Source organism: Streptomyces sp. NBC_01016, assembly GCF_026341035.1.
Lineage (GTDB): Bacteria > Actinomycetota > Actinomycetes > Streptomycetales > Streptomycetaceae > Streptomyces.
The window spans coordinates 1,765,066-1,787,217 of sequence record NZ_JAPEOQ010000001.1 but is presented as its reverse complement, the minus strand read 5'-3'; the positions used below and the strand labels follow the sequence as shown (position 1 = coordinate 1,787,217).

Annotated in this window: 26 protein-coding genes, 2 tRNA genes and 1 pseudogene; 15 read left to right on the top strand and 14 right to left on the bottom strand. The window is 68.2% G+C overall.

Translation table 11 applies throughout. The features are described from left to right. Nucleotides 1-19 precede the first annotated feature (19 nt). From OG746_RS08450 to OG746_RS08425, 6 genes are all read right to left on the bottom strand, one after another. The gene (locus OG746_RS08450; protein ID WP_266713024.1) at nt 20-574 is read right to left on the bottom strand and encodes a TetR/AcrR family transcriptional regulator; all 555 of its coding nucleotides are present in this window, start codon (nt 572-574) and stop codon (nt 20-22) included. A gap of 128 nt (nt 575-702) precedes the next feature. After that, complete coding sequence (locus OG746_RS08445; RefSeq protein ID WP_266713022.1) at nt 703-1,131, bottom strand: MaoC family dehydratase; 429 nt, start codon at nt 1,129-1,131, stop codon at nt 703-705. A gap of 5 nt (nt 1,132-1,136) precedes the next feature. Then, a complete protein-coding gene (locus OG746_RS08440) occupies nt 1,137-1,589 on the bottom strand; it encodes a MaoC family dehydratase N-terminal domain-containing protein (protein ID WP_266713020.1) in 453 nt (150 codons plus the stop codon). Between the two features lie 98 nt (nt 1,590-1,687). Then, nucleotides 1,688-1,852 (bottom strand): 50S ribosomal protein L33, encoded by a 165-nt coding sequence (gene rpmG / locus OG746_RS08435; protein WP_003948671.1) that lies wholly within the window; start codon nt 1,850-1,852, stop codon nt 1,688-1,690. A 94-nt stretch (nt 1,853-1,946) separates the two neighbouring features. Then, nucleotides 1,947-2,019, bottom strand: a tRNA-Met gene (locus OG746_RS08430). Between the two features lie 34 nt (nt 2,020-2,053). Beyond that, nucleotides 2,054-2,126: transfer RNA gene (locus tag OG746_RS08425), tRNA-Thr, on the bottom strand. Between the two features lie 231 nt (nt 2,127-2,357). On the opposite strand from OG746_RS08425, the gene OG746_RS08420 reads away from it, so the two are divergent. Then, nucleotides 2,358-3,608, top strand: coding sequence for an amidohydrolase family protein (locus tag OG746_RS08420; RefSeq protein ID WP_266713018.1), 1,251 nt, complete (start codon nt 2,358-2,360; stop codon nt 3,606-3,608). Nucleotides 3,609-3,678: 70 nt separating this feature from the next. Continuing rightward, the gene (locus OG746_RS08415; protein ID WP_266713016.1) at nt 3,679-4,335 is read left to right on the top strand and encodes an SDR family oxidoreductase; all 657 of its coding nucleotides are present in this window, start codon (nt 3,679-3,681) and stop codon (nt 4,333-4,335) included. A gap of 168 nt (nt 4,336-4,503) precedes the next feature. Here the strand turns inward: OG746_RS08415 and OG746_RS08410 are convergent, their stop codons facing one another. The 5 genes from OG746_RS08410 to OG746_RS08390 form a co-directional block, all read right to left on the bottom strand. After that, complete coding sequence (locus OG746_RS08410) at nt 4,504-4,722, bottom strand: hypothetical protein (RefSeq protein ID WP_266713014.1); 219 nt, start codon at nt 4,720-4,722, stop codon at nt 4,504-4,506. Between the two features lie 90 nt (nt 4,723-4,812). Continuing rightward, the gene (locus tag OG746_RS08405; RefSeq protein ID WP_266713012.1) at nt 4,813-5,433 is read right to left on the bottom strand and encodes a DUF5825 family protein; all 621 of its coding nucleotides are present in this window, start codon (nt 5,431-5,433) and stop codon (nt 4,813-4,815) included. Continuing rightward, the gene (locus tag OG746_RS08400) at nt 5,430-7,301 is read right to left on the bottom strand and encodes a RiPP maturation radical SAM C-methyltransferase (RefSeq protein ID WP_266713010.1); all 1,872 of its coding nucleotides are present in this window, start codon (nt 7,299-7,301) and stop codon (nt 5,430-5,432) included. Before OG746_RS08400 ends, OG746_RS08405 begins: the two co-directional genes overlap by 4 nt. 466 nt (nt 7,302-7,767) lie before the next feature. After that, entirely contained in the window at nt 7,768-8,106 is a 339-nt protein-coding gene (locus OG746_RS08395) for a hypothetical protein (RefSeq protein WP_266713008.1), read from the bottom strand. A gap of 870 nt (nt 8,107-8,976) precedes the next feature. After that, nucleotides 8,977-9,771, bottom strand: a complete 795-nt coding sequence (locus tag OG746_RS08390) for a hypothetical protein (RefSeq protein ID WP_266713006.1) — start codon at nt 9,769-9,771, stop codon at nt 8,977-8,979. A 491-nt stretch (nt 9,772-10,262) separates the two neighbouring features. Between OG746_RS08390 and OG746_RS08385 the strand changes: the two genes are divergently transcribed. From OG746_RS08385 to OG746_RS08375, 3 genes are all read left to right on the top strand, one after another. Further along, a complete protein-coding gene (locus tag OG746_RS08385) occupies nt 10,263-10,538 on the top strand; it encodes a hypothetical protein (RefSeq protein WP_266713004.1) in 276 nt (91 codons plus the stop codon). Nucleotides 10,539-10,844: 306 nt separating this feature from the next. After that, the gene (locus OG746_RS08380) at nt 10,845-12,080 is read left to right on the top strand and encodes a helix-turn-helix domain-containing protein (RefSeq protein WP_266713002.1); all 1,236 of its coding nucleotides are present in this window, start codon (nt 10,845-10,847) and stop codon (nt 12,078-12,080) included. Then, nucleotides 12,062-12,640 carry a flavoprotein gene (locus OG746_RS08375; RefSeq protein ID WP_266713000.1) on the top strand — a complete coding sequence of 193 codons (579 nt, stop codon included), beginning with the start codon at nt 12,062-12,064 and terminating at the stop codon, nt 12,638-12,640. Before OG746_RS08380 ends, OG746_RS08375 begins: the two co-directional genes overlap by 19 nt. 216 nt (nt 12,641-12,856) lie before the next feature. Here the strand turns inward: OG746_RS08375 and OG746_RS08370 are convergent, their stop codons facing one another. After that, on the bottom strand, nt 12,857-13,252 hold the full coding sequence (locus tag OG746_RS08370) for a GntR family transcriptional regulator (protein WP_266712998.1): 396 nt from the start codon (nt 13,250-13,252) through the stop codon (nt 12,857-12,859). A gap of 459 nt (nt 13,253-13,711) precedes the next feature. Here OG746_RS08370 and OG746_RS08365 point away from each other — a divergent pair, with 459 nt between their 5' ends. Next, entirely contained in the window at nt 13,712-14,527 is an 816-nt protein-coding gene (locus tag OG746_RS08365; RefSeq protein ID WP_266712996.1) for a DUF4097 family beta strand repeat-containing protein, read from the top strand. Here the strand turns inward: OG746_RS08365 and OG746_RS08360 are convergent. After that, nucleotides 14,524-14,985: a hypothetical protein gene (locus OG746_RS08360; RefSeq protein ID WP_266712994.1), complete on the bottom strand. Its 462-nt coding sequence runs from the start codon at nt 14,983-14,985 to the stop codon at nt 14,524-14,526. The genes OG746_RS08365 and OG746_RS08360 overlap by 4 nt on opposite strands. 307 nt (nt 14,986-15,292) lie before the next feature. On the opposite strand from OG746_RS08360, the gene OG746_RS08355 reads away from it, so the two are divergent. The 8 genes from OG746_RS08355 (at nt 15,293) to OG746_RS08320 (ending at nt 20,655) form a co-directional block, all read left to right on the top strand. After that, nucleotides 15,293-15,583, top strand: a complete 291-nt coding sequence (locus OG746_RS08355; RefSeq protein ID WP_266712992.1) for a hypothetical protein — start codon at nt 15,293-15,295, stop codon at nt 15,581-15,583. Beyond that, complete coding sequence (locus OG746_RS08350; RefSeq protein WP_266712990.1) at nt 15,580-16,602, top strand: DUF2637 domain-containing protein; 1,023 nt, start codon at nt 15,580-15,582, stop codon at nt 16,600-16,602. Before OG746_RS08355 ends, OG746_RS08350 begins: the two co-directional genes overlap by 4 nt. Nucleotides 16,603-16,928: 326 nt before the next feature. Continuing rightward, the gene (locus OG746_RS08345; RefSeq protein WP_266712988.1) at nt 16,929-19,115 is read left to right on the top strand and encodes an FtsK/SpoIIIE domain-containing protein; all 2,187 of its coding nucleotides are present in this window, start codon (nt 16,929-16,931) and stop codon (nt 19,113-19,115) included. Between the two features lie 141 nt (nt 19,116-19,256). Then, complete coding sequence (locus OG746_RS08340) at nt 19,257-19,508, top strand: hypothetical protein (protein WP_266712986.1); 252 nt, start codon at nt 19,257-19,259, stop codon at nt 19,506-19,508. 56 nt (nt 19,509-19,564) lie between these two features. Next, nucleotides 19,565-19,753, top strand: coding sequence for a hypothetical protein (locus tag OG746_RS08335; RefSeq protein WP_266712984.1), 189 nt, complete (start codon nt 19,565-19,567; stop codon nt 19,751-19,753). Nucleotides 19,754-19,763: 10 nt separating this feature from the next. After that, nucleotides 19,764-19,964, top strand: a complete 201-nt coding sequence (locus OG746_RS08330; RefSeq protein ID WP_266712982.1) for a hypothetical protein — start codon at nt 19,764-19,766, stop codon at nt 19,962-19,964. Beyond that, nucleotides 19,961-20,242, top strand: coding sequence for a hypothetical protein (locus OG746_RS08325; RefSeq protein ID WP_266712980.1), 282 nt, complete (start codon nt 19,961-19,963; stop codon nt 20,240-20,242). The genes OG746_RS08330 and OG746_RS08325 overlap by 4 nt, the downstream gene beginning before the upstream one ends. Continuing rightward, nucleotides 20,239-20,655: a hypothetical protein gene (locus tag OG746_RS08320; protein WP_266712978.1), complete on the top strand. Its 417-nt coding sequence runs from the start codon at nt 20,239-20,241 to the stop codon at nt 20,653-20,655. Before OG746_RS08325 ends, OG746_RS08320 begins: the two co-directional genes overlap by 4 nt. Here the strand turns inward: OG746_RS08320 and OG746_RS08315 are convergent. After that, entirely contained in the window at nt 20,620-21,219 is a 600-nt protein-coding gene (locus OG746_RS08315) for a hypothetical protein (RefSeq protein ID WP_266712976.1), read from the bottom strand. The genes OG746_RS08320 and OG746_RS08315 overlap by 36 nt on opposite strands. 519 nt (nt 21,220-21,738) lie before the next feature. Between OG746_RS08315 and OG746_RS45605 the strand changes: the two are divergent. After that, a pseudogene (locus tag OG746_RS45605) lies at nt 21,739-22,116 on the top strand (DnaB-like helicase N-terminal domain-containing protein); the annotation flags it as partial. Nucleotides 22,117-22,152: the final 36 nt, after the last annotated feature.

Below are 22,152 nucleotides of genomic sequence, written 5' to 3'. Positions count from 1 at the left end.
CCCTGTGACACACGCCGTGCTACTTGGACTTCGGTGACGCGAAACAGCCGGTCCAGACCCGGTGCTCGGGCGGGAACCCCATCGACACCAGGACGTTGATCAGCATCCCCACCGCGAGGAACTGGCTCGCCTCTTCGACGTCCGCCCCCATCGCCAGCAGGACGGTGTCGTACATCTCCATCCACAGGCCGCGCAGTTCTTCGCCGAACTCCGGGTCGCCGGACGCTTCCGCCGCGGCCACGGCGACGTACATCTGCATCTGCATGAGCAGCATGTCCGGGTCGTCCGCGATGAGCGACAGATAGGCCGCACCCAAGGCCTCCTCGACCTCGGCCGCCTCCACCCCCTCGACCGCCCTCCGGAACACCCCGGTGACGCCTTCGCAGCAACGCCGGGACGCGGCAAGGAAGATGGCTTCCTTGCCCGGAAAGAGCCGGAAGAGATACGGCTGCGAGACACCCACACGCTTGGCGATCGCCTCGGTGGACGTGCCCTTGTAGCCGCCGCGGGCGAATTCGACCATCGCCGCACGGGTGACGCTCTCGCGCCGCTCCTCCGCGCTCATCCTGACCATGCGAGAAAGTTAGTGGCCAATCACTATCTAAGTCAACCCCCACATGTGAGCAGGGACACACGTAAGGGGCACCCTCAAAGAGGGTGCCCCTTACGCACAGCTACGTAGATGGCGATCAGACCGAGCGGTCAGACCAGCTGAACGACCGCCCGCGACATCCCGAGCACCTTCTGCCCCGCGCTCATGGCGGTCAGGTCGACCCGTACGCGGTTGTCGTCGAGCTTGGCCGCGACCTTGGCGCTGACCTCTATCTCGGCGCCCTTGTCGTCGTTCGGCACGACGACCGGCTTGGTGAAGCGGACGCCGTACTCGACGACGGCGGCCGGGTCGCCGGTCCAGTCGGTGACGACACGGACCGCCGCGGCCATGGTGAACATGCCGTGCGCGATCACGTCCGGCAGGCCGACCTCGACCGCGAACTTCTCGTTCCAGTGGATCGGGTTGAAGTCACCGGAGGCGCCCGCGTACTGCACGAGCGTGGCGCGCGTCACGGGGAAGGACTGCGCGGGCAGCTCGGTGCCGACCTCGACATCGGCGTACTTGATGTTCGTCGCCATGGCGATCAGGCCTCCTCAGCGGCGCGCGAGACGAGCTTGGTCCAGGCGGTCACGACGTGCTCACCGGCCTCGTCGTGCACCTCACCGCGGACGTCGATGATGTCGTTGCCCGCAAGGGACTTGATGCCCTCGATGGTGGAGGTCACGGTCAGCGTGTCGCCGGCCCGCACCGGGCGCGTGTAGGCGAACTTCTGGTCACCGTGCACGACGCGGCTGTAGTCGAGCCCCAGCTCCGGGTCGTGGATGACCTCGCCCGCGGCCTTGAAAGTGATCGCGAACACAAAGGTCGGCGGCGCGATCACATCGGGGTGACCGAGCTCCTCGGCGGCGGCACGGTCGACGTACGCGGGGTTCGTGTCCCCCACCGCCTCCGCGAACTCACGGATCTTCTCCCGGCCGACCTCGTACGAGGTGGTGGGCGGATAGGTCCGCCCCACGAAGGACTGGTCGAGCGCCATGGGCTCGGTACCTCCTGGATGTGTTCTTGATCTGCCTGATCTACGAAACGACACGAGGCCGCCCCCGAAGTGGGGACGGCCTCGTGTACGAGCCTGATTTATCGCGTTTCGCGGTGCGCGGTGTGCGCGTTGCAACGCGGGCAGTGCTTCTTCATCTCAAGACGGTCCGGGTTGTTACGCCGGTTCTTCTTGGTGATGTAGTTCCGCTCCTTGCACTCCACGCAGGCCAGCGTGATCTTCGGGCGGACGTCGGTGGCAGCCACGTGAGTGCACTCCTTGACGAACGGATGGGACAAAGGTTTAACGCATAAAAGAGTAGCCGATCGAAGGACCGACCCCAGAATCGGCTACTGTCAGTAGCGGTGACCGGACTTGAACCGGTGACACAGCGATTATGAGCCGCTTGCTCTACCGACTGAGCTACACCGCTGTGATGCAAGCGACGCGAACGACGTCTGCACCAGAGCCCCAATGCGGAATCGAACCGCAGACCTTCTCCTTACCATGGAGACGCTCTACCGACTGAGCTATTGGGGCGAGCGATGAAGACATTACACGGTTGCGCGCCGATCGCCCAAATCCGTTTCACGCCCCCGCCCGCCGGGAACGATGCCGCCTTCTCACGAGGGGCACATGAGCCCCTCGGACCCCACCAGTACGACTATTTCGGCGGTCCTCGAAACGCCCCTGTCACGGTCCTAGGGTCGACCCACCCTTCGTGATCTTGTGAGGCGCGATACGCGTCCTCGCCGAGCCCTCGGGAGCGCGATGCCCCACAGTTCCTCACAGCAGCCACCGTCACCCGACGTGCCCGAGGGCTCCGGACTGCTCCTGAGCGGCGCCCGGCTCCCCGACGGCAGGACCGTGGACGTGCGGCTCGGCGGCGGGCGCATCGAGGCGGTCGGCACGGCCGGCAGCCTCACCGCGCACGGCTCGCGCCTGGACCTCACCGGCTGCCTGCTGCTCCCTGCCCCCGTCGAGCCGCACGCGCACGCGGACACGGCCCTCTCGGCCGACTGTGAGGGCCCCGTCCCGTACGACCCCGTGGACGTCCAGCGCCGGGCCACCGAGAGCGCCCTGCTGCAGCTCGGCCACGGGGCCACCGCCCTGCGCTCCCATGTGCGGATCGGCGACATGGAGGGGCTCGGTTCGATGGAGGCGGTGCTCCAGGCGCGGCGTTCGCTGGTGGGGCTCGCGGATCTGCGAACGGTGGCGATGCCCCGGCTGCTGACCGGGCTCGCCGGGGCCGACGGGCTCGCCATGTTGCGGGACGCCGTCAAAATGGGCGCCTCCGTAGTAGGCGGTTGCCCCGACCTGGACCCCGATCCAACGGGCTACGTAGAGGCGGTTCTTGAAGTCGCCGCCGAACACGGGTGCCCGGTCGACCTGCACACGGACGGGGCCGATCCGGCGCGGCTCGGGCGGCTCGCGGCGGCGGTCGGCGGGCTTCGTGCGGGCGTCACCGTCGGACCGCTGGGCGGGCTCTCCCGGCTGCCGGAGGAAGCGGCACGGCCCGCCGTGGACCGGCTCGCGGCGGCCGGGGTGACGGTGACGTGCCTGCCGCAGGGAGGGTGCGCGGGGGTGGACGAGCGGGCCGTCGCGCCGGTGCGGCTGCTGCGGGCGGCCGGGGTGCCGATCGCGGCGGGCAGCGGGGCGCTGCGCGACGTGTCGAACCCTGTAGGTCGCGGCGACCCTCTGGAGGCCGCCTACTTGTTGGCATCGCGCTACGGGATGCGCCCGGAGGACGCCTACGAAGCGGTGAGTTCGACGGCCAGGGCGGCGCTCGGCCTGCCGGAAGTGCGCGTGGAGGCGGGGTTTCCCGCGGAGCTGCTCGCGGTGCGGGGCGACCGGCTCGCGGGCGTGCTCTCCCTCGCGTACAGCCGGATCGTCGTGCACCGGGGACGCGTCGTGGCGCGGACCAGCGCGGTGCGGGAGTACTGCGACTCGGCCGCCGCGGTCGCCCTCGATCTGCCGCGGCAGGGCCGGGCGGCCAAGTACGGCGGCGGGGGCCCCGCTTGAACACCCGTACGTGGCCGGGGCGCGCATGGTTGCACGGTGAACCTTCCGCCTCGGGCGTACCGTCGGAGACATGCGCATTGTCATCGCTGGGGGTCATGGTCAGATCGCACTGCGGCTCGAGCGGCTGCTCTCCGCGCGCGGAGACGAAGTAGCCGGAATCATCCGCAGGTCGGAGCAGGGTGACGCCCTGCGGTCCGCCGGTGCGGAACCCGTTCTGTGCGACCTGGAGTCGGCGTCCGTGGAGGAGGTCGCGGCGCATCTGCAGGGTGCCGACGCGGCCGTCTTCGCGGCGGGCGCGGGTCCGGGCAGCGACGCCGGCCGGAAGGACACCGTGGACCGGGACGCCGCCGTGCTGTTCGCGGATGCCGCGCAGCGGGCCAAGGTGCGCCGCTACATCGTGGTGTCGGCGATGGCGGCGGACGCCGCGCACCAGGGCGACGACGTCTTCGACGTCTACCTGCGGGCCAAGGGCGCGGCCGACGACGACGTACGGCGCCGTACCGGGCTCGACTGGACGATCCTGCGGCCGGGGCAGCTGACGAACGACGCGGGCACGGGGCTCGTCCGTCTGGAGGCCTCGACCGGGCGCGGACCGGTGCCGCGCGACGACGTGGCCGCCGTCCTCGCGGATCTTGTGGACACGCCCGCCACGGCGGGGCTCACGCTGGAGCTGATCTCCGGTTCCACGCCGGTCACGGTGGCGGTGAAGTCGGTCGCGGGCAACTGAGTCGTCTGAGCCGTGGCGTACGCGGGCGGGCGGCCTGGGTGCGTGGCGTGTGCGTGTGCGCCTCAGGGAAGCGGCGCCGTACGTCTCGGGACAGCGGCACCGTATGCCTCGAACGGCGGCGCCGTATGCCTCAGAGCAGCGGTGTCGTATGCCTCAGAGCAACGGACTTCAGAACAGCGGCATCTGGCCCGGCACGTGCGGGACCACGTACCCGTCGAGCGCGTCCTGGACGGCGCCGAGCTGGGCGGGGCGGCGTGAACCGGGGCAGGAGACCAGCTCTCCCGCGGCGCGGGTGCCGGGAGGGTCGTGGCGGGCGAAGCGGCCTGCCACGACCGCGATCTCGCGGCGGCATTCGGGGCAGTGTCGGCGGCGGGATGTGGTCGGCATGGGTTCAGTCTGCTTTGTGATCGTCGCGGGCACACGCTGAAACCCCCTCAGGAAGGGTCCTGAGGGGGTTTCTTGTACGGCGACGCGGCGTCAGATCCCCATGCACGGCACGGGCCAGCGGCGCATGCGGGGCGGCAGCGCCACCGCCCACCCGTCCACGATCAGCGCCAGCTCCTCCTCCGCCAGGTGGAGGGCCGCCTCATGGTGTGCGGGGGCGAGCGTGTCGAGCCGTGTGGCGTCGCTCAGCGCGTCGAAGGCGGCGAGCAGGTCGGGGTGGTCGAGCGTGAACCGCGCCGGGGCGGGGCGCTCCCGGCGGTCCATGACCGTGACGAATCCCGGGCCGCGACGGTGGTAGAGCATCCCGTAGGTGTGCTCGGCGCGCCAAGCCGTCAACTCGCTTGGTGAGTCGGGCTGTTGGGCCGGGGGTGGGAGGTGGTGCAGGGTGCGGAGGTTGTACGTAACACGGTTTGCGGCGGCGGTTCCGTCATACGTAACACCTGCCGCGCCCTCAGGAGCCTCGGTTCCGTCATACGTATGACGCGGGGCGGCGGCCGTCTCCCAGTGGGTACTCAGTCCCGCGGCCTGGCACTCGCGCAGGAACTGGACCGCTCGTGTGGTGGCGCGGCCGTCGCCGTGCAGGAGCAGCGGCTCGGTCACGCGGACGCGGTTGCCGATGACGCGGTGCGGGGCGAGGGCGGGGAGCACGGTCATCCGGAGGCCGCCCGGACGGTGGGGCCGGAGGGTTCGTTCCCGATGCGGATCGGCGCGGCGCGGGTGGGCAGGGAGACGTAGGTTCCGGTGTCGCGGAAGAGGAGGCCGAACGTAACGGCCTGTGCGACCCACTCCCCCAGCTCTTCGGCCGGTACGTCGTGGCCTGCGGCGGCGAGTCTGCGCTGCAGGGCGGGTTCGCCGGCGCCCTCCTCCAGGATGCGCAGAGCGGCCGCCTCCCAGCCGTTGAACCAGTAGGTGCGGCGCGGCCAGCCCTCGCGGCGGTCCCGTACGAGGAGCGTGTTCTCGTCCTCGCCCGCCTGCTCCATGACGAGGGTCGACGTGGCGTGCTGCGCGCGCCATTGCGCCACGGCCCGCAGCAGCCGGTCCTCCGTGTCGCCACCGATGCCGGCGTCCTCGGTGTCGAACAGGTAGACCAGGTCGGCGAGTTCGGACTCCGGGAGCTCGTACACGTGCTGGTACATGTCGGCGGGGCGCCGCTTGCCGAAGCCCAGGGTGGGGTCGGTGAAGTGCGGGCTGAAGCGTTCCAGTTGGATCCGGAAGGCGCCGCTCGGCGGCTGGAGGTGCACGAGGGCGGGCATCTGGTCGAGCACGCGCGCGTAGTCCCGCACGGTCTCGCCGGGGAACCCGTAGAGGTAGTTCCAGGTGCAGGTGATCTCGTGGTTGTCGAACTCGCGCAGCGTGCGGATGTTGCGGGCGCCGGTGACGCCCTTGTCCATCAGGTCGAGGACGCGGTTGCTGAGGCTTTCGATGCCGGGCTGGATCAACACCACGCCGGCGGCGCCGAGTTGGGCGATCTGCTCCCGGTTGAGGTTGGACTTCACTTCGTAGTGGATCCGCAGGTCCCAGCCGCTGTCGGCGGCGAGCGGCAGGAAGTCCTTGAAGTACGCCATGTCGATGATGTTGTCGACGGTGACGATGTCGAGGATGCGGTGGCGGCGCACGAGGCGTTCGATCTCGCTCCACAGCCGCTCGCCGGGCTTGGCGCGAAACGCCATGGTGCTGCCGTTGAGGCCGCAGAAGGTGCAGTGATGCTTCTCGCCCCACCAGCAGCCGCGGGCGCCCTCGACGACCAGCTTGGGATACACGTGTTCGAGGACCGGCGATGCCTCGATCTCCGCCTGCCACTGGTCGTAATCGGGCGACGGTATGTGGGCCGGAACCACGGTGCGTTGGGGTTCCGTGTTGGTCCGTGAGACGCCGCCGTCCCACCAGCAGAGGCCCGAAACGTCGTCGGGGGGCGTGCCCGCGTCCAGGTGGGCGAGGAGGGCCGGGAAGGCGTACTCCCCTTCGCCGCGCACGACATGGTCCACGTAGGGGTGGTTGCGGTGCAGGGCGTGGCCCATGGGGCCTTCGCAGTTACTGCCTCCGAAGACGACGGTCAGCTTCGGGTGACGGCGCTTGAGCTCCTTGGCGAGGGCGAGGGACGCCACGTTCTGCATGAACGTGCTCGTGAAACCGACGACATCGGGCTCGTGCGCCAGCACCTCGGTCGCGCAGCGCTCGATGTACGCGGCGGCATGGCGGCGCATCTCGAAGGCCGTGTCCAGGATGTCGGCGGGCACACCGCGCTCACGCGCGTACGACCGCAGCTGTGCGGCGCCCCAGTCCTCGTCGTCGTAGAGGACTCCGGAGAACACCCAGTCGCCGATCCCGTGGAAGATCGAGTCGCTGCCGATCGCCTCGTAGTCGCTGGGGCCCAGACGGCCACCCGAACACTCGAGAAGCAGCTCCGCCCAGCGCAGCGAGCCGTGGAACTCGCGCACCTCGTCGTCCGGGCGAACCTCGCGCAGCAGCTGGTGCAGCAGGCCCACCTGGAGGGAGGGCAGGTCGATCGCGTGCCAGGGCATGGTCACCAGCCCAACGCGCATACCGCCCCGCCTCTTCTTGCCGCCACAAGCCGGCTCACCCTATGGGCGTCCCATCCGTCACACAAGGGCGTTCGGGCGGGCTGCGTAGATCCCCACAGATCTGGGCAATGTGACGCAGATCACCGCATTTCGATTCCACCCGCAAGATCACCCCCAAACACGACGAAGCCCCCTCTGAACTGCATTTACGCAGTTCAGAGGGGGCTTCCCCCAAGTGTGGCGGCGCCAGGATTCGAACCTGGGAAGGCTGAGCCGGCAGATTTACAGTCACCCGCCAATCGTCCACAATCACCCCTCCCGACCTGCATAGACGACCGCTGGGGTGCCATTCGTGACCCTTGCCGTCCATGTGTCGTCCACCGGCCGCGTCGCTTCCCTCAAAAACAAGGGGCCGATATAGGCGGGTCCGGAGGAGTACCTGGCGCCCTGCCACACCGCGTGCTGATCAGTTGCAGTGCTTTTGCGCGTACTCCATGAGCGCCACGCGGCGGGCATGCGCCTTCGCACTCACATCGAAGGAGCTCGGTCGAGCTTGCTTCCCGTAAAACTCCATGGATTCCGCCGCACTCTCAGCACTCACTCCGTCCGAGAGCTTGCACATCGTCTCGCGGTTCCGCGAAGTCAGGGCCTCCCACTCCGCCTCAAGAGGGTCCCGCACGTCCCCGTCGGCAGCCGGAGCGCTCGCCTCGACCTTCGAGTCGCTCTGGGCACTCTCGGGCCCTCCGCAAGCCGTCAGCGTCAGCACAGCAACAGACAGCCCGACTAAGGCACCAAACTTGTTCATCGCTCCCATTCCTTCATCGGACGGCGCCCAGCATGTGACGTCCACACAGCTGCAGCAGCCTGGTCGTTGACCAATCGGACCACATAGGATCCCGTCATCTTGAAGGGCGACAACACTGCGGGGGCTCGTGAGCACGCCATTGGCAGGACCTGACCTGCAAACCTGCGTAGACCGCTATGGCCGCGCGCTGAGCGTTCCATCGAAACTGCTTGAGTTGCACCCCAGAAAGCAGGGCAACCCAGGTCCAGCCGCCGCCCTCGCTCCGGCGATCGTCCTCGGGGTCATTGCGCCGTTTGAGGACTTCGCTAGGAACTTCATGGCCACCGCCCTGCAGCAGAGGGGGCACCACCCTCGTCAGGTCGCCAGCGTCATCGGGTTCAGGTCGAACCCCGACGTCAAGGCATTCGAGAAGCTCGTTGAGGACTGGTTCCCTTCACTAAGCGGGCAGTTCGGCCAGAGCTTCAGCGCACCCATCTTCAGCCCGGATCGACCAGAAGACGAGACGCGTTGGCCAGGCTGGAAGGGCTGGTGGGACGCGGAGCTCGACTGGGACAACACCAAGCGCCACGCTGCCGGCTGGATGGAAGTTCGGCACTGCCTAGCTCACGGTCTGAATAGCGGTTGGCGAAGCGAAATATGGGCTCCCCCTATCAAGAACAAGGATTCGCCCAGTAGGGAACCAGCACATGCGTCGGACGTTCTCCGAGCGACAAGGGACGGCAAGCACTCCCTGGCGCTTCACGGGGCTCTGTCGTGCGCGAGCATTTACAACGAGGCCGCTCGCCATCTAGCCGACCTCGTCGCAGCCGAGCTTGGAGAGAGCCTCTCCTGGTCCAGCGTGCCCAGGCTCCCCCTATAACCCGAGGACAACTACCGGTAGTAGCGGCCACCCATTTCATCGGCGGCTCGTGCGGCCTTATCCGCTGCCGCTTCAAGGATCCGGGCATTGTCGGGAAGCCCCTCCAGGCTGTCCATAAGTTTCCCTGCTGCGCGGTCGGCCCTGGCAGCCGCCCGCGCCAGAGTGGAAGCGTCGTCAGAGAGTCCCACGAGACCATCAGCTGCGTCAGCGAGCGTGTTTGCACTGTCCGGGAGGTGCGTTACCTTCTGGGCCGCGTCAGACAGCAGGGAAGCCGTGTCCTGGAGATGCGTTAGCTTCTGGGCCGCTTCAGACAGCAGGAAAGCTGTGTCCTGAAGGTGGGAAAGGCCGTCGGAGGATCGACTCAGCGCATTGACCTCGTCCTCAGACAGACCAAACCCATGCACGCGAGGATCCGCCAATTCCTTGAGGGTGACCTTGAGAAGCGCGGCGAGCTCTGGAGCGAACTTCCCGAACTCCTCCAAGGCAGGTTCGATGCGGTCAACCAGTGAGGTCTGAGCCTCGCTGATCATCTCGCCGAGCCTGTGCTCCGTGAGGTCCCCCAGGCCAGCCAACGCGCTGAGCCCATCAGCCTCGCGCTCGCGCTTCCAGCTCTCCAACACATCGATGGGGTACTGGTCACTCTTCGTCCCATCAATTTCCTTGTGGTGGGGATGGCACAACAAGATGAGGTTGGCGAAACCGTTGCGCTCGCTGATGGACCACTCCGAGTCGAAGCGCTTGCCGCCCTCTTCGAATGCCCGAATGTGCGCGATCTCCAGGTTCAGGCGAGGCTCGCCGTTGACCATCCGGACGGTAGGTACGCCACACCGTGGCCAGTAGCACGCACCTCGGGCGAGCGTCATAAGTCCGGCAAGCGTCGCGTTGCTGTAGTTGCGTCGCGGTGTACTGGCCACGAACCCCCCTCGTGTTGACGGACCAAGAAGGACCGTGCCACGTACGTGCGCAATGCACAGGCTCAGTTCAAGCCAGCTGATGGCCCAGCTGAAACCTCTGAAAACGTGCCTTCCGACCTCTAACTCGCGATCTTGAAGTCAGTCAGAGACATGTGGGCAGCGTCTACGAACGCTGATCGGTTCGCTTCTACCTCGTCCCTGGCACGTTGGACCTTGGACCACCAATCGTCCGTCCCTTCAAGCTCAAGCGGTGGGCCCGCTTGCGGAATCAAAGCATCGGTTAGGTGCGCCAGGTCAGTTCGCGCAGCACGCACGCTCGCTCGCAGTGCGTTCGCTTGCTGAGAGACGACGGCAGGGCCCAGCATGAGGATCTTGCCTAGTTGGTGGTCGAGTCCCCCTTCGAGTCGCTGTGCGTCGAGGTAGACCTCCACATCAACGCACTCAAGGGCGCCCTCATACAGCGACATGTTCTCTGTAGCTTCAGCTGTGCCGAGAGCGAGGACACATGCATCGAGGCCATCGAGAAAGGCGTCGCAAGCACTGAGAAGGGACACGTACCCTTCCTGGCGCTGTTGCAGGAGCCACTGCTGATGGACTGCCAGACCCTGATCACGAACTTGCCTGCGCCCCGCCTTGTAGGCCAGAAGACCGCTAAGTAGAGCGCTCCCGCCACCTGCGACCAGGCCGATCACTGCGGCTCCGACCGTCGCTATCCCACCGTCCATCGAGCCATCATCTCCAAAGCCGACACCGTAAGGGTGCGGCGCTCTCGGGCGGCCTACGGATGGCCCGGCCAAGCCCCAGAAAGCGCGAGATTACAGACCCGGACAGAGTGTCCGGGTCTCGCCGTTGTGGGCACCTCACCCTGATACCTAAGCGGGAAGAGGCCAACGCCCGTTACCCGCCCCATCAGTGGCTCTGTACCGTGAAACTGGCCCCTCACCACCAGTAGGAGGCAAGACGCAATGCGTGGTCTTGGAGATCACCTCAGCATCGGCGAACGGATCGCGTTCTACCGCAGGCGTCGCGGCCACACGCAGGAGGTCTTGGCCGGGCTTGTCGGCCGAAGCACCGACTGGTTGGCGAAGATCGAACGAGGGAGCCGGAATCCTCCCCGCGTCGACATGCTCGCCGAACTGGCGCGCATCCTGCGCGTTCCGCTCGGGGACCTGCTCGGACAGACCGTGCTCATGGAGGACGAGCGGCAACAGGACGACGTACCTGCCGTGCGTGACGCCCTCATGAGCCCGCGCCGGCTGTCCCGCTTGCTCTTCGGCCCCGAGGCCGAGACTCAGCTCCCGACCCCCGCGCCGGCAGCCGTGCGCGTAGAGCAGTCGTGGAATGACTACCAGGGCGGACGGCTCGGCAGCGTCATCGCGGCTCTTCCGGGTCTGCTCCAGACTGCGCAAGAACTGGAGGAACGAGCGACACGGCGCGGAGAGGATCGCGGAGATTGCTGGGCCGTGTCCGCCCGCACTCACCACCTCGCCGCTACGACGCTCGCGAAGATCGGCGAATCCGACATCTCATGGCTGGCTGCTGAGCGCGCGATGCGGGCCGCTGACGAGTCGGACAACCCGCTCGTGCTCGCGTCGGCGGCACGCTCCGGCACCCACGCCCTGCTCGCAAATGGCCGGTACGACGATGCCCTGGAGCTGGGCAACACTGCCGCCGCGTGGCTCTCTTCACAGGTCACCGACCACGATCCGGCAGCGCTGAGCTTGCTGGGCATGATTCACCTGCGTGCGGCCGTAGCGGCTGCTCGGCGTCCGGACCGCTCCACCGCGACGAGCCTGTTGGATCGGGCCGAGGAACTCGCCGACGACCTCGGATCCGATGAGAACTACTGGCAGACCGGGTTCGGACCCACGAATGTCCTGCTCCACCGCCTGTCCATCGAACTCGACCTGGACAACGTCTCGTACGTCGTCGAGAACGGCGGGATCAACGTCGACCACATGCCGCAAGAGCGCAGCGTCTCGCACCGCATCGACTACGCGCGTGCGCTGTCGCTGGCCGGACAGGGTGACAAATCCTTCGCTGAGCTGCGGACTGCCGAGCGCACGTCCCCGCAGCTCGTACGCAACAATCCCAGGGTGCGCGAGACACTGCGGGACCTGATGAAGCAGGCTCCCGTTTCCGGTGGCTCGCGTTCGTCCGAAGTGTTCGTGATGGCTCAACGATGCAGGGCGGTGCAGTGAGTTCAAGCAAGCGCGGGGTGCTCGGAGTCGTTGGATCGGCGGCCGGAGGCGTAGAGGCGCTGCGTACCGGCCTCGTAGAACCTGCGATCGAACGTGGGTGGCAGGTGGCCGTGACGCTCACGCCAACCGCCGGGCAGTGGCTTCGACTCAGTGGTGAGGTGGAGCGCCTGGAAAAGGCCACCGGCTTGCCCGTCCGGGACGAACCGCGGCTCTCTGGCGAGGCCCGGCCACACCCACAGGTGGACTGCTACGTGGTCGCCCCTGCGTCGGCCAACACGGTGGCCAAACTCGCCATGGGGCTCATGGACAACCAGGCCCTGACGCAGGTGGGCGAGGCCATCGGCACGCTCTCGCTGCCGGTTGTCGTCTTCCCACGGGTCAACGCGGCGCACGCTCGCCACCCGGCCTGGAAGCACCACATCGAGGCGCTGCGGGCCGGTGACGTGCGCGTCGTCGACGACCCGGACGTATGGCCGCTGTACGAGCCGAGGGAGGCGCCGGCGGGGCGTGACCTCCCGTGGGGTGCGGTGCTGGATGCCGTGGACGCAAGCATCGGATGACAAGTCGTCAACCCGCCTGACCTGCAAGGGAAGAGGACCCGGACACTGTGTCCGGGTCCTCCGTCGTTCCGTGCCACATCCTCATTGGCATGTCAGGCATCAACGAGCAGAGCGGCGAACTGCAAGGCATGTCCCCTGCTGAACTCGCCTTGATCAAAGCGAGTTTGAGGGAGGCGCGCGCCACCGTGGAACGACTGGTGGGGCGTGCCGACGAACTCACGGTGCGGGTGGAGTCTCGCTACCCACGATCTGCTCAAGGCGGTCCAGGCGCTCACCGAGTACACGCAGGGCGTCATGGATCGTGCTGAGTTCAGTCGCCAGGGCGGTGAACGCGGGGCTGCTCCCCGGTTCTGTGCCGAGAGGGACGGACGGATCGCGGACGAACGTGCCACGACCCTGCTGGGTGAGCACAAGCCCTTCATCCCGAAGCTGGCTGTAGGCGCTCTGCACGGTCATGAGCTGAACACGCAGATCCTTGGCGAGCCCACGGGCGGCGGGAAGACGGTCTCCGGGCTTGTACTCGCTGTCAGGGTCCGTGATCTTCGCGCGGTACTCGGCTGCGATCTCTTTGGCCGTCGGCGGCTGCTTGGGCGCTTCGGGGCTCTCATCCATACCTCCGAGCGTAGCTGGACCTAGGTCAATCTCCGGTTCCTCCGTGGGACCGCTTGACACCCAGATTGACATGGGTCAATCTGAAATCGCGCTGGAACACACCGCCGAGCTTGGTCCCGGTGGGCCCATCGCTAGTGCTTGACCTGCTTAAACGCCCGGAGGGCTCCGTGAAACGGGCTCGAAGGAAGCGACAGATCTTTGAGAACTCAACAGCGAGCTTTGAGGGAATCCCGCCCCACCTCACAAGCCCGAGGGGCGGGCGCGCACGGGTCCTGTCCCGTGCGCGGAACAAGCGCATCCCTTCGCAGCGCACCGCGCTGCGAGCCCCGGACCAGCCGCGATGGCGCGGATCGAATCCGCTCCGGGGCGCTGGGCGGCTGCCTCTCACCACAGCAAGGCCGCAGCCGCTCTCTCCCGCGCGATTCGCGCGTTCCTCCAACACCTCTTCAGGAGTCGGCCATGACCGAACGCACCATTGCCGTGGACAACTTCGGCCCGATCGCTCTCGACCTGACGATGAACGCCGGCAGCATCCGCCTCGCCGTCGACCCGACGCTCAAGCAAGCCCGCATCGTCCTGAACACCGAGGCCACCTCCGGCCCGTCCGCCGACGCCATCCGCAACACCGCGATCCGGCAGAGCGGACAGCGCGTCACCGTCCGCGTCCCGGACGTCGAGGGCTCCGGCGCAGGACAGACCACCATCCAGGTGGGCGGCAACACGATGACCTTCTCCGGCGGCAACGGCGTCTCGTTCGTGGGCGGCAACGTCTACGTCTCCGGCAACCGCGGCGGCCGGGTCTTCATCAACGGCCGCGAAGTCACCGCCAACAGCGCGGGCGACACGTCCGCGCCGACGCCGATCGAGGCGACCGTCTACCTGCCCGCCCGATCCGAGGCGCAGATCAGCACGCACTCCGCTGACACCGTCGTCACGGGCGAGCTGGCCCGGCTCGACTACGACGGCTACTCCGGCACCGTCACCGCCGAGCGGGTCGGCGACCTGGACGCCGGCATGACCTCCGGCAGCCTCCGGATCGGCGAGGTGACCGGCACGCTCGCCGCGAACCTGACCTCCGGGAACTTCACGGTCGGCGCCTACAGCGGCCATGACGCCCGCCTGGCGATGACCTCCGGCAACGTCCGGGTCGGCGCCACATCACAGTCCAGCGGGCGCCTCGCGGTCAGCGTCACGTCCGGGAACGCTGTCGTCACTGGCGCCGGTCACCTGAACGTCCGCCGCCGCGTGACCAGCGGCAACCTCCACATCAGCTAGGCGACGAACCCTGCATCGCCACCCACGTTGGTGATCATCCGCCGCAGTACCTTGATCGCGGCGACGTACTCCTCGTCGCCGACTCCCGCGCGCAGCCGCGTTTGCGCGGCCGGAATGACCTCGCCGGTGACCTGCTTCCAGGCCGTGGTCCCCGTCTCGGTCCGTGTGAGCAGTCCCTGCTGGTCCTCCGTGAGCCAGCCCCATTCGACGAGGTCCCCGATCGCTCCGTCGATGACGGACACGTCGACGTACGGTCGCGTCTCGGCGACCTGCTTGGCCGCCTCGTCCCGGGTGAACCCACCCTCGCTCTCACCCACCCGGAACAGGGACCAGGCGTGCGGCTGCCGGATTCCGAGCTGCCCGAGGGAGTCGTTCATGTGCCCGACGATGGCCTGCTGGGCGGCTCCAGCCCAGTAGCCCATGGGCTGGGTGAGGAGTTCGGCATCGGTGAATTCCATCGCGGGGCCTCGCAGTTCGCGTCGAAGGTGTCCTGTTTGCTGAACACCTCGAACGCTAGGACCTCAAGCAAAGTTGAGGTCAAGCCGTTGGAGGAATGGGGCGGCTTCCGGGGGAGCGGCACAACTGCCCCATTCGCAACACGCCCTAGTCGCAGTACCGCCCCGATGGTCGTAGGCCGGGTTCGACTCCCGGCCGGGGCGCCGCCTCGCCGCTCTGCGGCTTGAGGCTGACGGGCTGCTCGCCTCTCACCAAGGCACCGCGAGCGGCCTGGTTCCTTCTCCGTCCCTCCAAGATCAGGAGCACGCCATGCGTACGTACATCGGTGACCACCAGGCCGTTGACGGCACCGACTTCGTTGAACTCGCCCTCGGCACTCCCGTTGAGCTGTGGCTCGGCGTCGACGGCGAGAGCGAGATGGAGCGCGCAGCCCGACTGGACGCGGCCCGCGACATCCTCGCCGAGAATCGGCACTTCCCGGACGACGCGATCCGCATCGCCGCCGAGGCCATCGAGGAGCACGCCCCGAGCCTGTTCAACGTCGTGCCGCTCGCGCGGCCCGCCGGCCGTGCTCGCCGTGTCCGTAAGGCGGCGGCATGAAGGTAGCCACGATGACGCCCAAGCAGATCGCGGGCGCGGAACGCACGCTGAGCCTGGGCACCTGGACCATCACCTTCGGCGCGATCCTCTTCAGCGTCCTCACGGTCACGCCGCTCGTCGAGCGCGTGACCCCGGACGGGTGGGGCTGGACGGCGCCGATCCTGCCGCTCGTCGTCGACTCCGCTGTCGTCATCGTGATCCGTCTGGACTCCACGGTGGCCCGCCTCGGGGGCGAGGCCGGACGGTGGCCGGCCATCCTGCGCTGGCTCACCGGATTGATGACTGTCGCGCTCAACATCGGCGACTCCGCGCTCAGCGGCAATCTGGTCGGCGTGGGTGTTCACCTCGTCGCCCCGGTCCTGCTCATCGCGACCGGGGAAGCCGGGCTCGCCTACCGCCGCGCGATCACTCGGCGGCTCGACGAGATTGCTCGTGAACAGGCGGAGCAGGCCGAGCGTGAACGCTCCCAGCGCGAGGCCCGTGAACAGGCCGCCCGCGAGGAGCGTGAACGCGACCGCGAAGCCCGTGAACGCGCCGAGCGCGAGAAGCGCGAGCACGCCGAACACCTCGAAACCCAGCGGGCCGAGCGTGAGGCCGCTGAGCGCCGTGAGCAGCGCGAACACGAGGAACGGCTCCGCCGCGAGGAAGCCGAGCGGCAGGAGCAGGAACGGCGCGAGCAGCGCCAGTACGAGTTCCAGCGTGAGGAGCGCGAGCGGGCCGCCCGCGAGCGCCGTGAACAGCAGGAGCGGGCCGAGCGTGAACAGCATGAACGCGAGGCTCGTGAACGCGCTCAAGCCGCCGCTCGTGAACGCGCCGCACGCCCCAAGGCGACCCCGTCCCCACGGCCGGTGAACACCACCGCCACGGACAAGTTGAACGAGGCGGACGCGCTCGCCGCGGTCCGCGCCGGGCATGCGGCGGGCGATTCAGTGCGCGCTATCGCCGACCGGACGGGTTGGTCGGTGGGCTGGGTCAGCGCCCGCCTTCAGGACCTCCGCGACGAGCGGTTGGCTGCCTGAGTGCCCATGGGCCGTGTTGGTCCTGCGCGTCCCGCATCTGCCCACACCACAGGCAACCGTCCGACGCATGCAAGGGCGAATCCATCCAGTAAGCCCCGGTCAGTACGGCGCCCTGCCCCGCCCACGGACGCTCTGCGTCGAATCCATCCATGCCGTGCTCAACGAGCCCGGCTCCTCCCCGTGGGCCGTCAGCTTCTGATCGTCACTCAGCCCACACCTCCCGAGCACAGCAAGCCGCTTGAGCGCGGCACGGGCCCGATCGCTCACCTCTCACAGCACGCGATCGGGCCCGCCATCCCTCACACCCGGAAGTGGAAGGAAGCCCAGTGAAGCACCCCGACGACGACCGCGAACTGTTCGCCCGGCTCGAAGCCGAAATGACCACCGAGGATGACCACACGGGCGACAACGTGGTCGATCTCGACAAGGCCCGCTCGGCCCGCACCACCACTGAGGCCCCGGTCGAGCCGGAGCCCGAGGCCGACCCAAACACGACCGTGATGGTCGATCAGCCGACCCGCGCCACAGGGCCGGGCTACCTGGGCCGCCTCATGAACGCCAAGCGGCGTGAGGTCATCCCCGTCTGGCTGCGCTCGATCGCGGAGTTGAAGACCGCCACCACGTGGGTGGCCAGGCACTATCTGCATTCGGCCGGGTACCACGCGCTGCGCTCCCCGGTCTACGCCCTGCGCCTCGCACTCCAAGCCCCCACGGGGGCCGCGAAGTTCGTCGGCTCCACCATGCGGTGGGTCGCCGACCGCGAGGGCGAGCCCGTGCGGCTCGCCGCTGTACGCCGTGAGGACGCGGCCGAGTACCTGAAGCTGTCCCGGCAGCGCGACGGCCGCGTACGGCTGCGCACGCTGGTCACCGTGCTCGCGATGTTCATGGGGCTCGGCACGGCGCTCGCGATGTACGTCCTGGCCCCCGACTGGCTCCAGGCGGTGTCGGTGTCGGCGCTGGTCATGGCGCTCGGCTTCAACGGCCGGCGGGCCGATGACCCGGTGATTCAGCGGGCGGTGGAGATGCCGACCGCTATCAAGCTGACCTCGGACATTGTGCTGCGGGCACTCGGCTCGCTCGGCATCCCCGCGATCAATCAGGCGCAGGCCAAGGGCCGGGACGGCTTCGAGTTCACCGCCCCGATCACCCGCGACGGCCCCGGCTGGCGCGCGGAGGGCAACCTCCCGTACGGGGTCACGGTCACCGACATCATCGAGCGCCGCGACCGGCTCGCCTCCGGTCTGCGCCGCCCGCTGGGCTGCGTATGGCCCGAAGCGGTGGCCGACGAGCACACCGGCCGCCTGGTCCTGTGGGTCGGCGACCAGGACATGAACAACTCGCAGCAACCGGCCTGGCCGCTGCTGAAGGCGGGCACGGTCGACCTGTTCAAGCCGGTCGACTTCTCCACCGACCAGCGTGGGCGCTGGGTCGGCCTGACCTTCATGTACATCGCGGCGATCATCGGTGCGATCCCGCGCATGGGCAAGACGTTCCTGCTCCGCCTGTTCGCCCTGATCGCCGCGCTCGACCCGCGCGCGGAGCTGCACACCTACGACCTCAAGGGAACCGGCGACCTTGACCCGGTCGGCGACCAGGTCTCCTACCGGCACCGGGCCGGTGAGGAGGCCGAGGACATCGAGTACGCGATCGCCGACATGCGCGAGGTCCGCAGCGAGCTGCGGCGCCGCGCGAAGGTGATCCGCTCGCTGCCTCGGGACATCTGCCCGGAGTCCAAGGTGACCAGCGACCTCGCCTCCAAGCCGTCGCTGGGGCTGCACCCCATCGTCGTGACCGTGGATGAGTGCCAGGTGTGGTTCGAGCACGACAAGTACGGCAAGGAGTTCGAGGAAATCTGCACCGACCTGGTCAAACGCGGCCCCGCGACCGGGATCGTTTTGATGCTGGCCACCCAGCGCCCGGACGCGAAGTCGCTGCCCACCGGGATCTCCGCCAACGCGGGCGTCCGGCTGTGCATGAAGGTGATGGACCACACCGCCAACGACATGGTGCTGGGCACCTCCGCCCACCGGCGGGGCGTGCGCGCCACGATGTTCGCCTGGGCGGACAAGGGCATCGCCTACTTCGTCGGCGACGGATCGGACGCCCGCATCATCCGCAGCGTCTACGTCGACGCGCCCACGGCCGAACGCCTCGCGCTGCGCGCCCGCGCGGCCCGCGAAGCGGCCGGCACCCTCGCCGGATACGCGCTGGGCCAGGAACCGGAGTTGACCGCGAGCGCGTACGACCTGCTCGCCGACATCCTCGCCGTGGTCCCCGCCAAGGAGGCCAAGGCCTGGTCCGAGACGGTCGTCGCGCGGCTCGCGGAGCTGCGGCCGGAGGTCTACGACGGCTGGGAGCCCGACGCGCTCGCCGCCGCGCTCAAGCCGCACGGCATCACCACCATCCAGGTGGGCCGCCGCGTGGACGGCAAGGTCGTCAACCGGCGCGGCATCGACCGCTCCCACATCACCACCGCGATTGCGGAGCGTGACGGAAAGCGGGACGCGGGCTGACTGTCCGGGGCCGCTAGCGCTAGCGGCAACCCCCGCTAACGTTAGCGGCCCCGCTAGCGCCCCAAACCCGTTCTGATCAGGTCGCTAGCGGATAGCGGCCCACCTGCGAAAACCCCTGGAAACCGCTTGGGAGGGCCCGTCATGAGCTCCGCCCTGCTCGCTATCGTCCTCATCGTCGGTGTCACGTTGTGTTACATCGCGGCGTGTGCTGCGGTCCCGTTCCGTGACTGCCCGCGCTGCGACGGCATGGGCCACGACATCAAGACCGACCGTAAGGGCCGCATGAAGCGCGGCAAGGACTGCCGCCACTGCAAGGCCACCGGCAAGCGCATCCGGTTCGGCCGGCACCTCTACAACCTCTGGCTCGGCATCCACCGCGACGGCACCCGCTGACACCCGTCCCGCGTCGCGCTCGGCTCCACCATCAACTCGTCGAGAGGAGAGCCGACATGGCTCTGACCGTCTCTCTGGTCGCCCTGTTCGGCCTGGTCCTGTTCTTCCTGCTGCGCTCCCGCACGCTCGGCTACGGCAGCGCGTTCATCGCCTGCGGCTTCGGCTTCTTCCTCGCCTCCACCGGCGCGGCCGGGCCCATCAACCAACTCGCCATCGCGGTCATCGAAGCCGTCCAACAACTGTGAGGAGCCTGCCGTGTCTCAACACCCGACCCTGATGGCCGCGGGCGAACTGCGCGCCGCGCTGGAGGCGCACGCCCGTGGCGACGTACCCGCCACCGTGGCCGCGCTCATGAGCATCGACGCCACATCCTGGAACGCGATCCGCGACCGGCTCGCCGCACTCGGCGGCACCCTGCCCCAACTCCTGGACACCATCGAGCGGGAGCGGACATGAACGGCGACCTCATCGCCGCGACCGTGCTCGCCACCCCGGCCGCACTGTTCGCCGCGATCGCCTTCACCGGCCACGCCCGCGCCCGCCGCGCCGACGACGCCCTCGCCACGGCCCTGGCAACCACCACGCCGACGAGCGGGCCGGGCGGCCCCGGAGAGCCACACCCCGCGCCCGAGGCCGAGGGCAGCGAGCCCGGCGCGGCCGTTATCGCCTTCCCCCAGCACCGAGCCCGCACCGCCCCAACCATCCCGAACACTGTTGAGGAGAACGCCGCATGACCACGCACCCCACCCCCGCCGCGCTGGCGGACCAGGCCGCTGAAGCGGTCCGCAGCCTCAACCACGCCACCCAGCTCCTCAAGGGCGAACTGACCTACCCGAGCGACGCGTACGAGGTGGTCGCCTCCCTCAAGTCGCTCACCCAGCGCCTGCCGCAGAGCTTCGACCAGCTCTCCACCTTCATGGAACGACTCGGCAAGACCGGACGCGTCGCGGCTGACTACGGCGACGCGGAGGAGCACGTCGGGGAGGCTCTTTCCACGCTCGCCTCCGCCCAGCTCATCGCCGAGACGCTCACCGAGCACCTGGACCGCGCACACAGCGCGCTCTCCCCGCTCGGCTACCTCGTCCCGGACGACGACTCCCTCGCCTGCCCCTCAGTAGATGGAGAGCGGTGGCACAACGATCGATGAGCCGTTGTCTCGTAGTTTTGCCTGCCACTGGGCTTCGATGTCGGGACGCAGTTGCCGAATCTGCCGCCAGCCCTCAACCGAATCAGGCAGAGCGTCCCCCCTCGACCAGGCCCCCATCAGCATGCGGGTCTCGCTCCGGGACAGGAACGCAACTTCCGGCAAGGAGTAGCCGGGCACACTGTCGGACAGGGCCATGTCCACGAGGTAGCAGATTTCCGCGACGCGGAGGCGTAGCTCCTTGTCCAGCAAGAACGACTGCTCGAATCCCAAGGTGGCGCATATCTTGGTGGCGCTCTCCACAGTGTCGTCGGGCGGCTGGTTGAGCAGCATGATGGGGTGTTCCAAGTAGGCGCCCAGTATGTTTTCGACCGCGCTGCGCTCCCGGTCCGCCTTGGCAGCCCTGCTCTCGTCTTCAATGGCTCGCCTTCGGGCCGCCTCCGCGTCCTCCAAGGATTCCTGCCGGGCCCTCTGGGCTTGGCGACGGGCGCCGATCCTTCCGATGGTGTCGCCGCTGAGGCCTATAAGCCCGCCGACGGCAACGCTGACGACAGTTCCCCACTCCATGGGCTTCCCCCCGTGTAGTTGAAGCGCCACCTGGGTGTACGACGACCGGGGCGCAGTGCTAAGACGGCCACCATCTACTTGGCCTGACTCCACATCGCAGGCATTTTCCTCTGGTCCGCAGGATGATCCAACCGAGAGCCCTAGCTCCGGCCGGGCGGGCACCTCCCACCACACGACCGCCCGGATTCTGCCGTCCCTCCACGAGGGCGAGGAACCGCCGGCACTTCGCCACCCGTGGGGCGAGAGCCGGGCCGCTTTCGAAACTCTTGGGCCTCCCACAGCGGCCCAAGAGTTTCGGAAGCTACAGCTTGCTGCGCTTCGCGCTCGCCTCTCGAACGGCCACTCCGGCCTGCGAGCCGCGCAACCTACACCCGAGCTCCCGGCCTCCGATAACCCGCCGCTGCGTGGATTCTCGAAGTCCCCGGGCTCCTGAAATAAGGCCGGGCGGACGCCTCTCACCACAAGCCGCGCCCGCCCGGTTTCTCCCGTCCCTCCAACAGAACAAGGAGAGATCCCAGCATGACACCTGAGCCCGCGCACGGACAGCACGCCCGCGTGCTGCCCATGCGCGACCGCACCGCCTCTGACGACGACTTCACCCTCACCCCGCCCAACGACGTGGACGCCGAACAGGCCGTCGTCGGCGCCCTCATGCTCGCCCCCGACGTCATCGCCGAAGTGTCCGCGCTCATGGAGCCGGCCGACCACTACCGGCCCGCCCACGAGACCATCCACCGCGCGATCCTCGACCTGAACGGCCAAGGTCACGCGGTCGACCCGATCACGCTTGGGCACCACCTCGAGCAGACCGGCGACCTGCCTCGCGTCGGCGGACGGGCCTATCTCCACACCCTCGTGGGCGCTGTGCCTTCCGCCTCGAACGCCGCCTACTACGCGGAGATCGTGCACGGCCACGCGCAGCGCCGCCGCAGC

Coding starts and splice junctions, on each gene's coding strand:
- OG746_RS08440 (WP_266713020.1), bottom strand. CDS start 1,589: ATGGCGCTCGACCAGTCCTTCGTGGGGCGGACCTATCCGCCCACCACC.
- OG746_RS08365 (WP_266712996.1), top strand. CDS start 13,712: ATGACCGAACGCACCATTGCCGTGGACAACTTCGGCCCGATCGCTCTC.
- OG746_RS08360 (WP_266712994.1), bottom strand. CDS start 14,985: ATGGAATTCACCGATGCCGAACTCCTCACCCAGCCCATGGGCTACTGG.
- OG746_RS08315 (WP_266712976.1), bottom strand. CDS start 21,219: ATGGAGTGGGGAACTGTCGTCAGCGTTGCCGTCGGCGGGCTTATAGGC.
- OG746_RS08320 (WP_266712978.1), top strand. CDS start 20,239: ATGACCACGCACCCCACCCCCGCCGCGCTGGCGGACCAGGCCGCTGAA.
- OG746_RS08400 (WP_266713010.1), bottom strand. CDS start 7,301: ATGCCCTGGCACGCGATCGACCTGCCCTCCCTCCAGGTGGGCCTGCTG.
- OG746_RS08420 (WP_266713018.1), top strand. CDS start 2,358: ATGCCCCACAGTTCCTCACAGCAGCCACCGTCACCCGACGTGCCCGAG.
- OG746_RS08445 (WP_266713022.1), bottom strand. CDS start 1,131: ATGGCGACGAACATCAAGTACGCCGATGTCGAGGTCGGCACCGAGCTG.
- OG746_RS08350 (WP_266712990.1), top strand. CDS start 15,580: ATGAAGGTAGCCACGATGACGCCCAAGCAGATCGCGGGCGCGGAACGC.
- OG746_RS08370 (WP_266712998.1), bottom strand. CDS start 13,252: ATGGATGAGAGCCCCGAAGCGCCCAAGCAGCCGCCGACGGCCAAAGAG.
- OG746_RS08380 (WP_266713002.1), top strand. CDS start 10,845: ATGCGTGGTCTTGGAGATCACCTCAGCATCGGCGAACGGATCGCGTTC.
- OG746_RS08405 (WP_266713012.1), bottom strand. CDS start 5,433: ATGACCGTGCTCCCCGCCCTCGCCCCGCACCGCGTCATCGGCAACCGC.
- OG746_RS08335 (WP_266712984.1), top strand. CDS start 19,565: ATGGCTCTGACCGTCTCTCTGGTCGCCCTGTTCGGCCTGGTCCTGTTC.
- OG746_RS08390 (WP_266713006.1), bottom strand. CDS start 9,771: ATGGTCAACGGCGAGCCTCGCCTGAACCTGGAGATCGCGCACATTCGG.
- OG746_RS08395 (WP_266713008.1), bottom strand. CDS start 8,106: ATGAACAAGTTTGGTGCCTTAGTCGGGCTGTCTGTTGCTGTGCTGACG.
- OG746_RS08450 (WP_266713024.1), bottom strand. CDS start 574: ATGGTCAGGATGAGCGCGGAGGAGCGGCGCGAGAGCGTCACCCGTGCG.
- OG746_RS08325 (WP_266712980.1), top strand. CDS start 19,961: ATGAACGGCGACCTCATCGCCGCGACCGTGCTCGCCACCCCGGCCGCA.
- OG746_RS08355 (WP_266712992.1), top strand. CDS start 15,293: ATGCGTACGTACATCGGTGACCACCAGGCCGTTGACGGCACCGACTTC.
- OG746_RS08375 (WP_266713000.1), top strand. CDS start 12,062: ATGCAGGGCGGTGCAGTGAGTTCAAGCAAGCGCGGGGTGCTCGGAGTC.
- OG746_RS08340 (WP_266712986.1), top strand. CDS start 19,257: ATGAGCTCCGCCCTGCTCGCTATCGTCCTCATCGTCGGTGTCACGTTG.
- OG746_RS08410 (WP_266713014.1), bottom strand. CDS start 4,722: ATGCCGACCACATCCCGCCGCCGACACTGCCCCGAATGCCGCCGCGAG.
- OG746_RS08415 (WP_266713016.1), top strand. CDS start 3,679: ATGCGCATTGTCATCGCTGGGGGTCATGGTCAGATCGCACTGCGGCTC.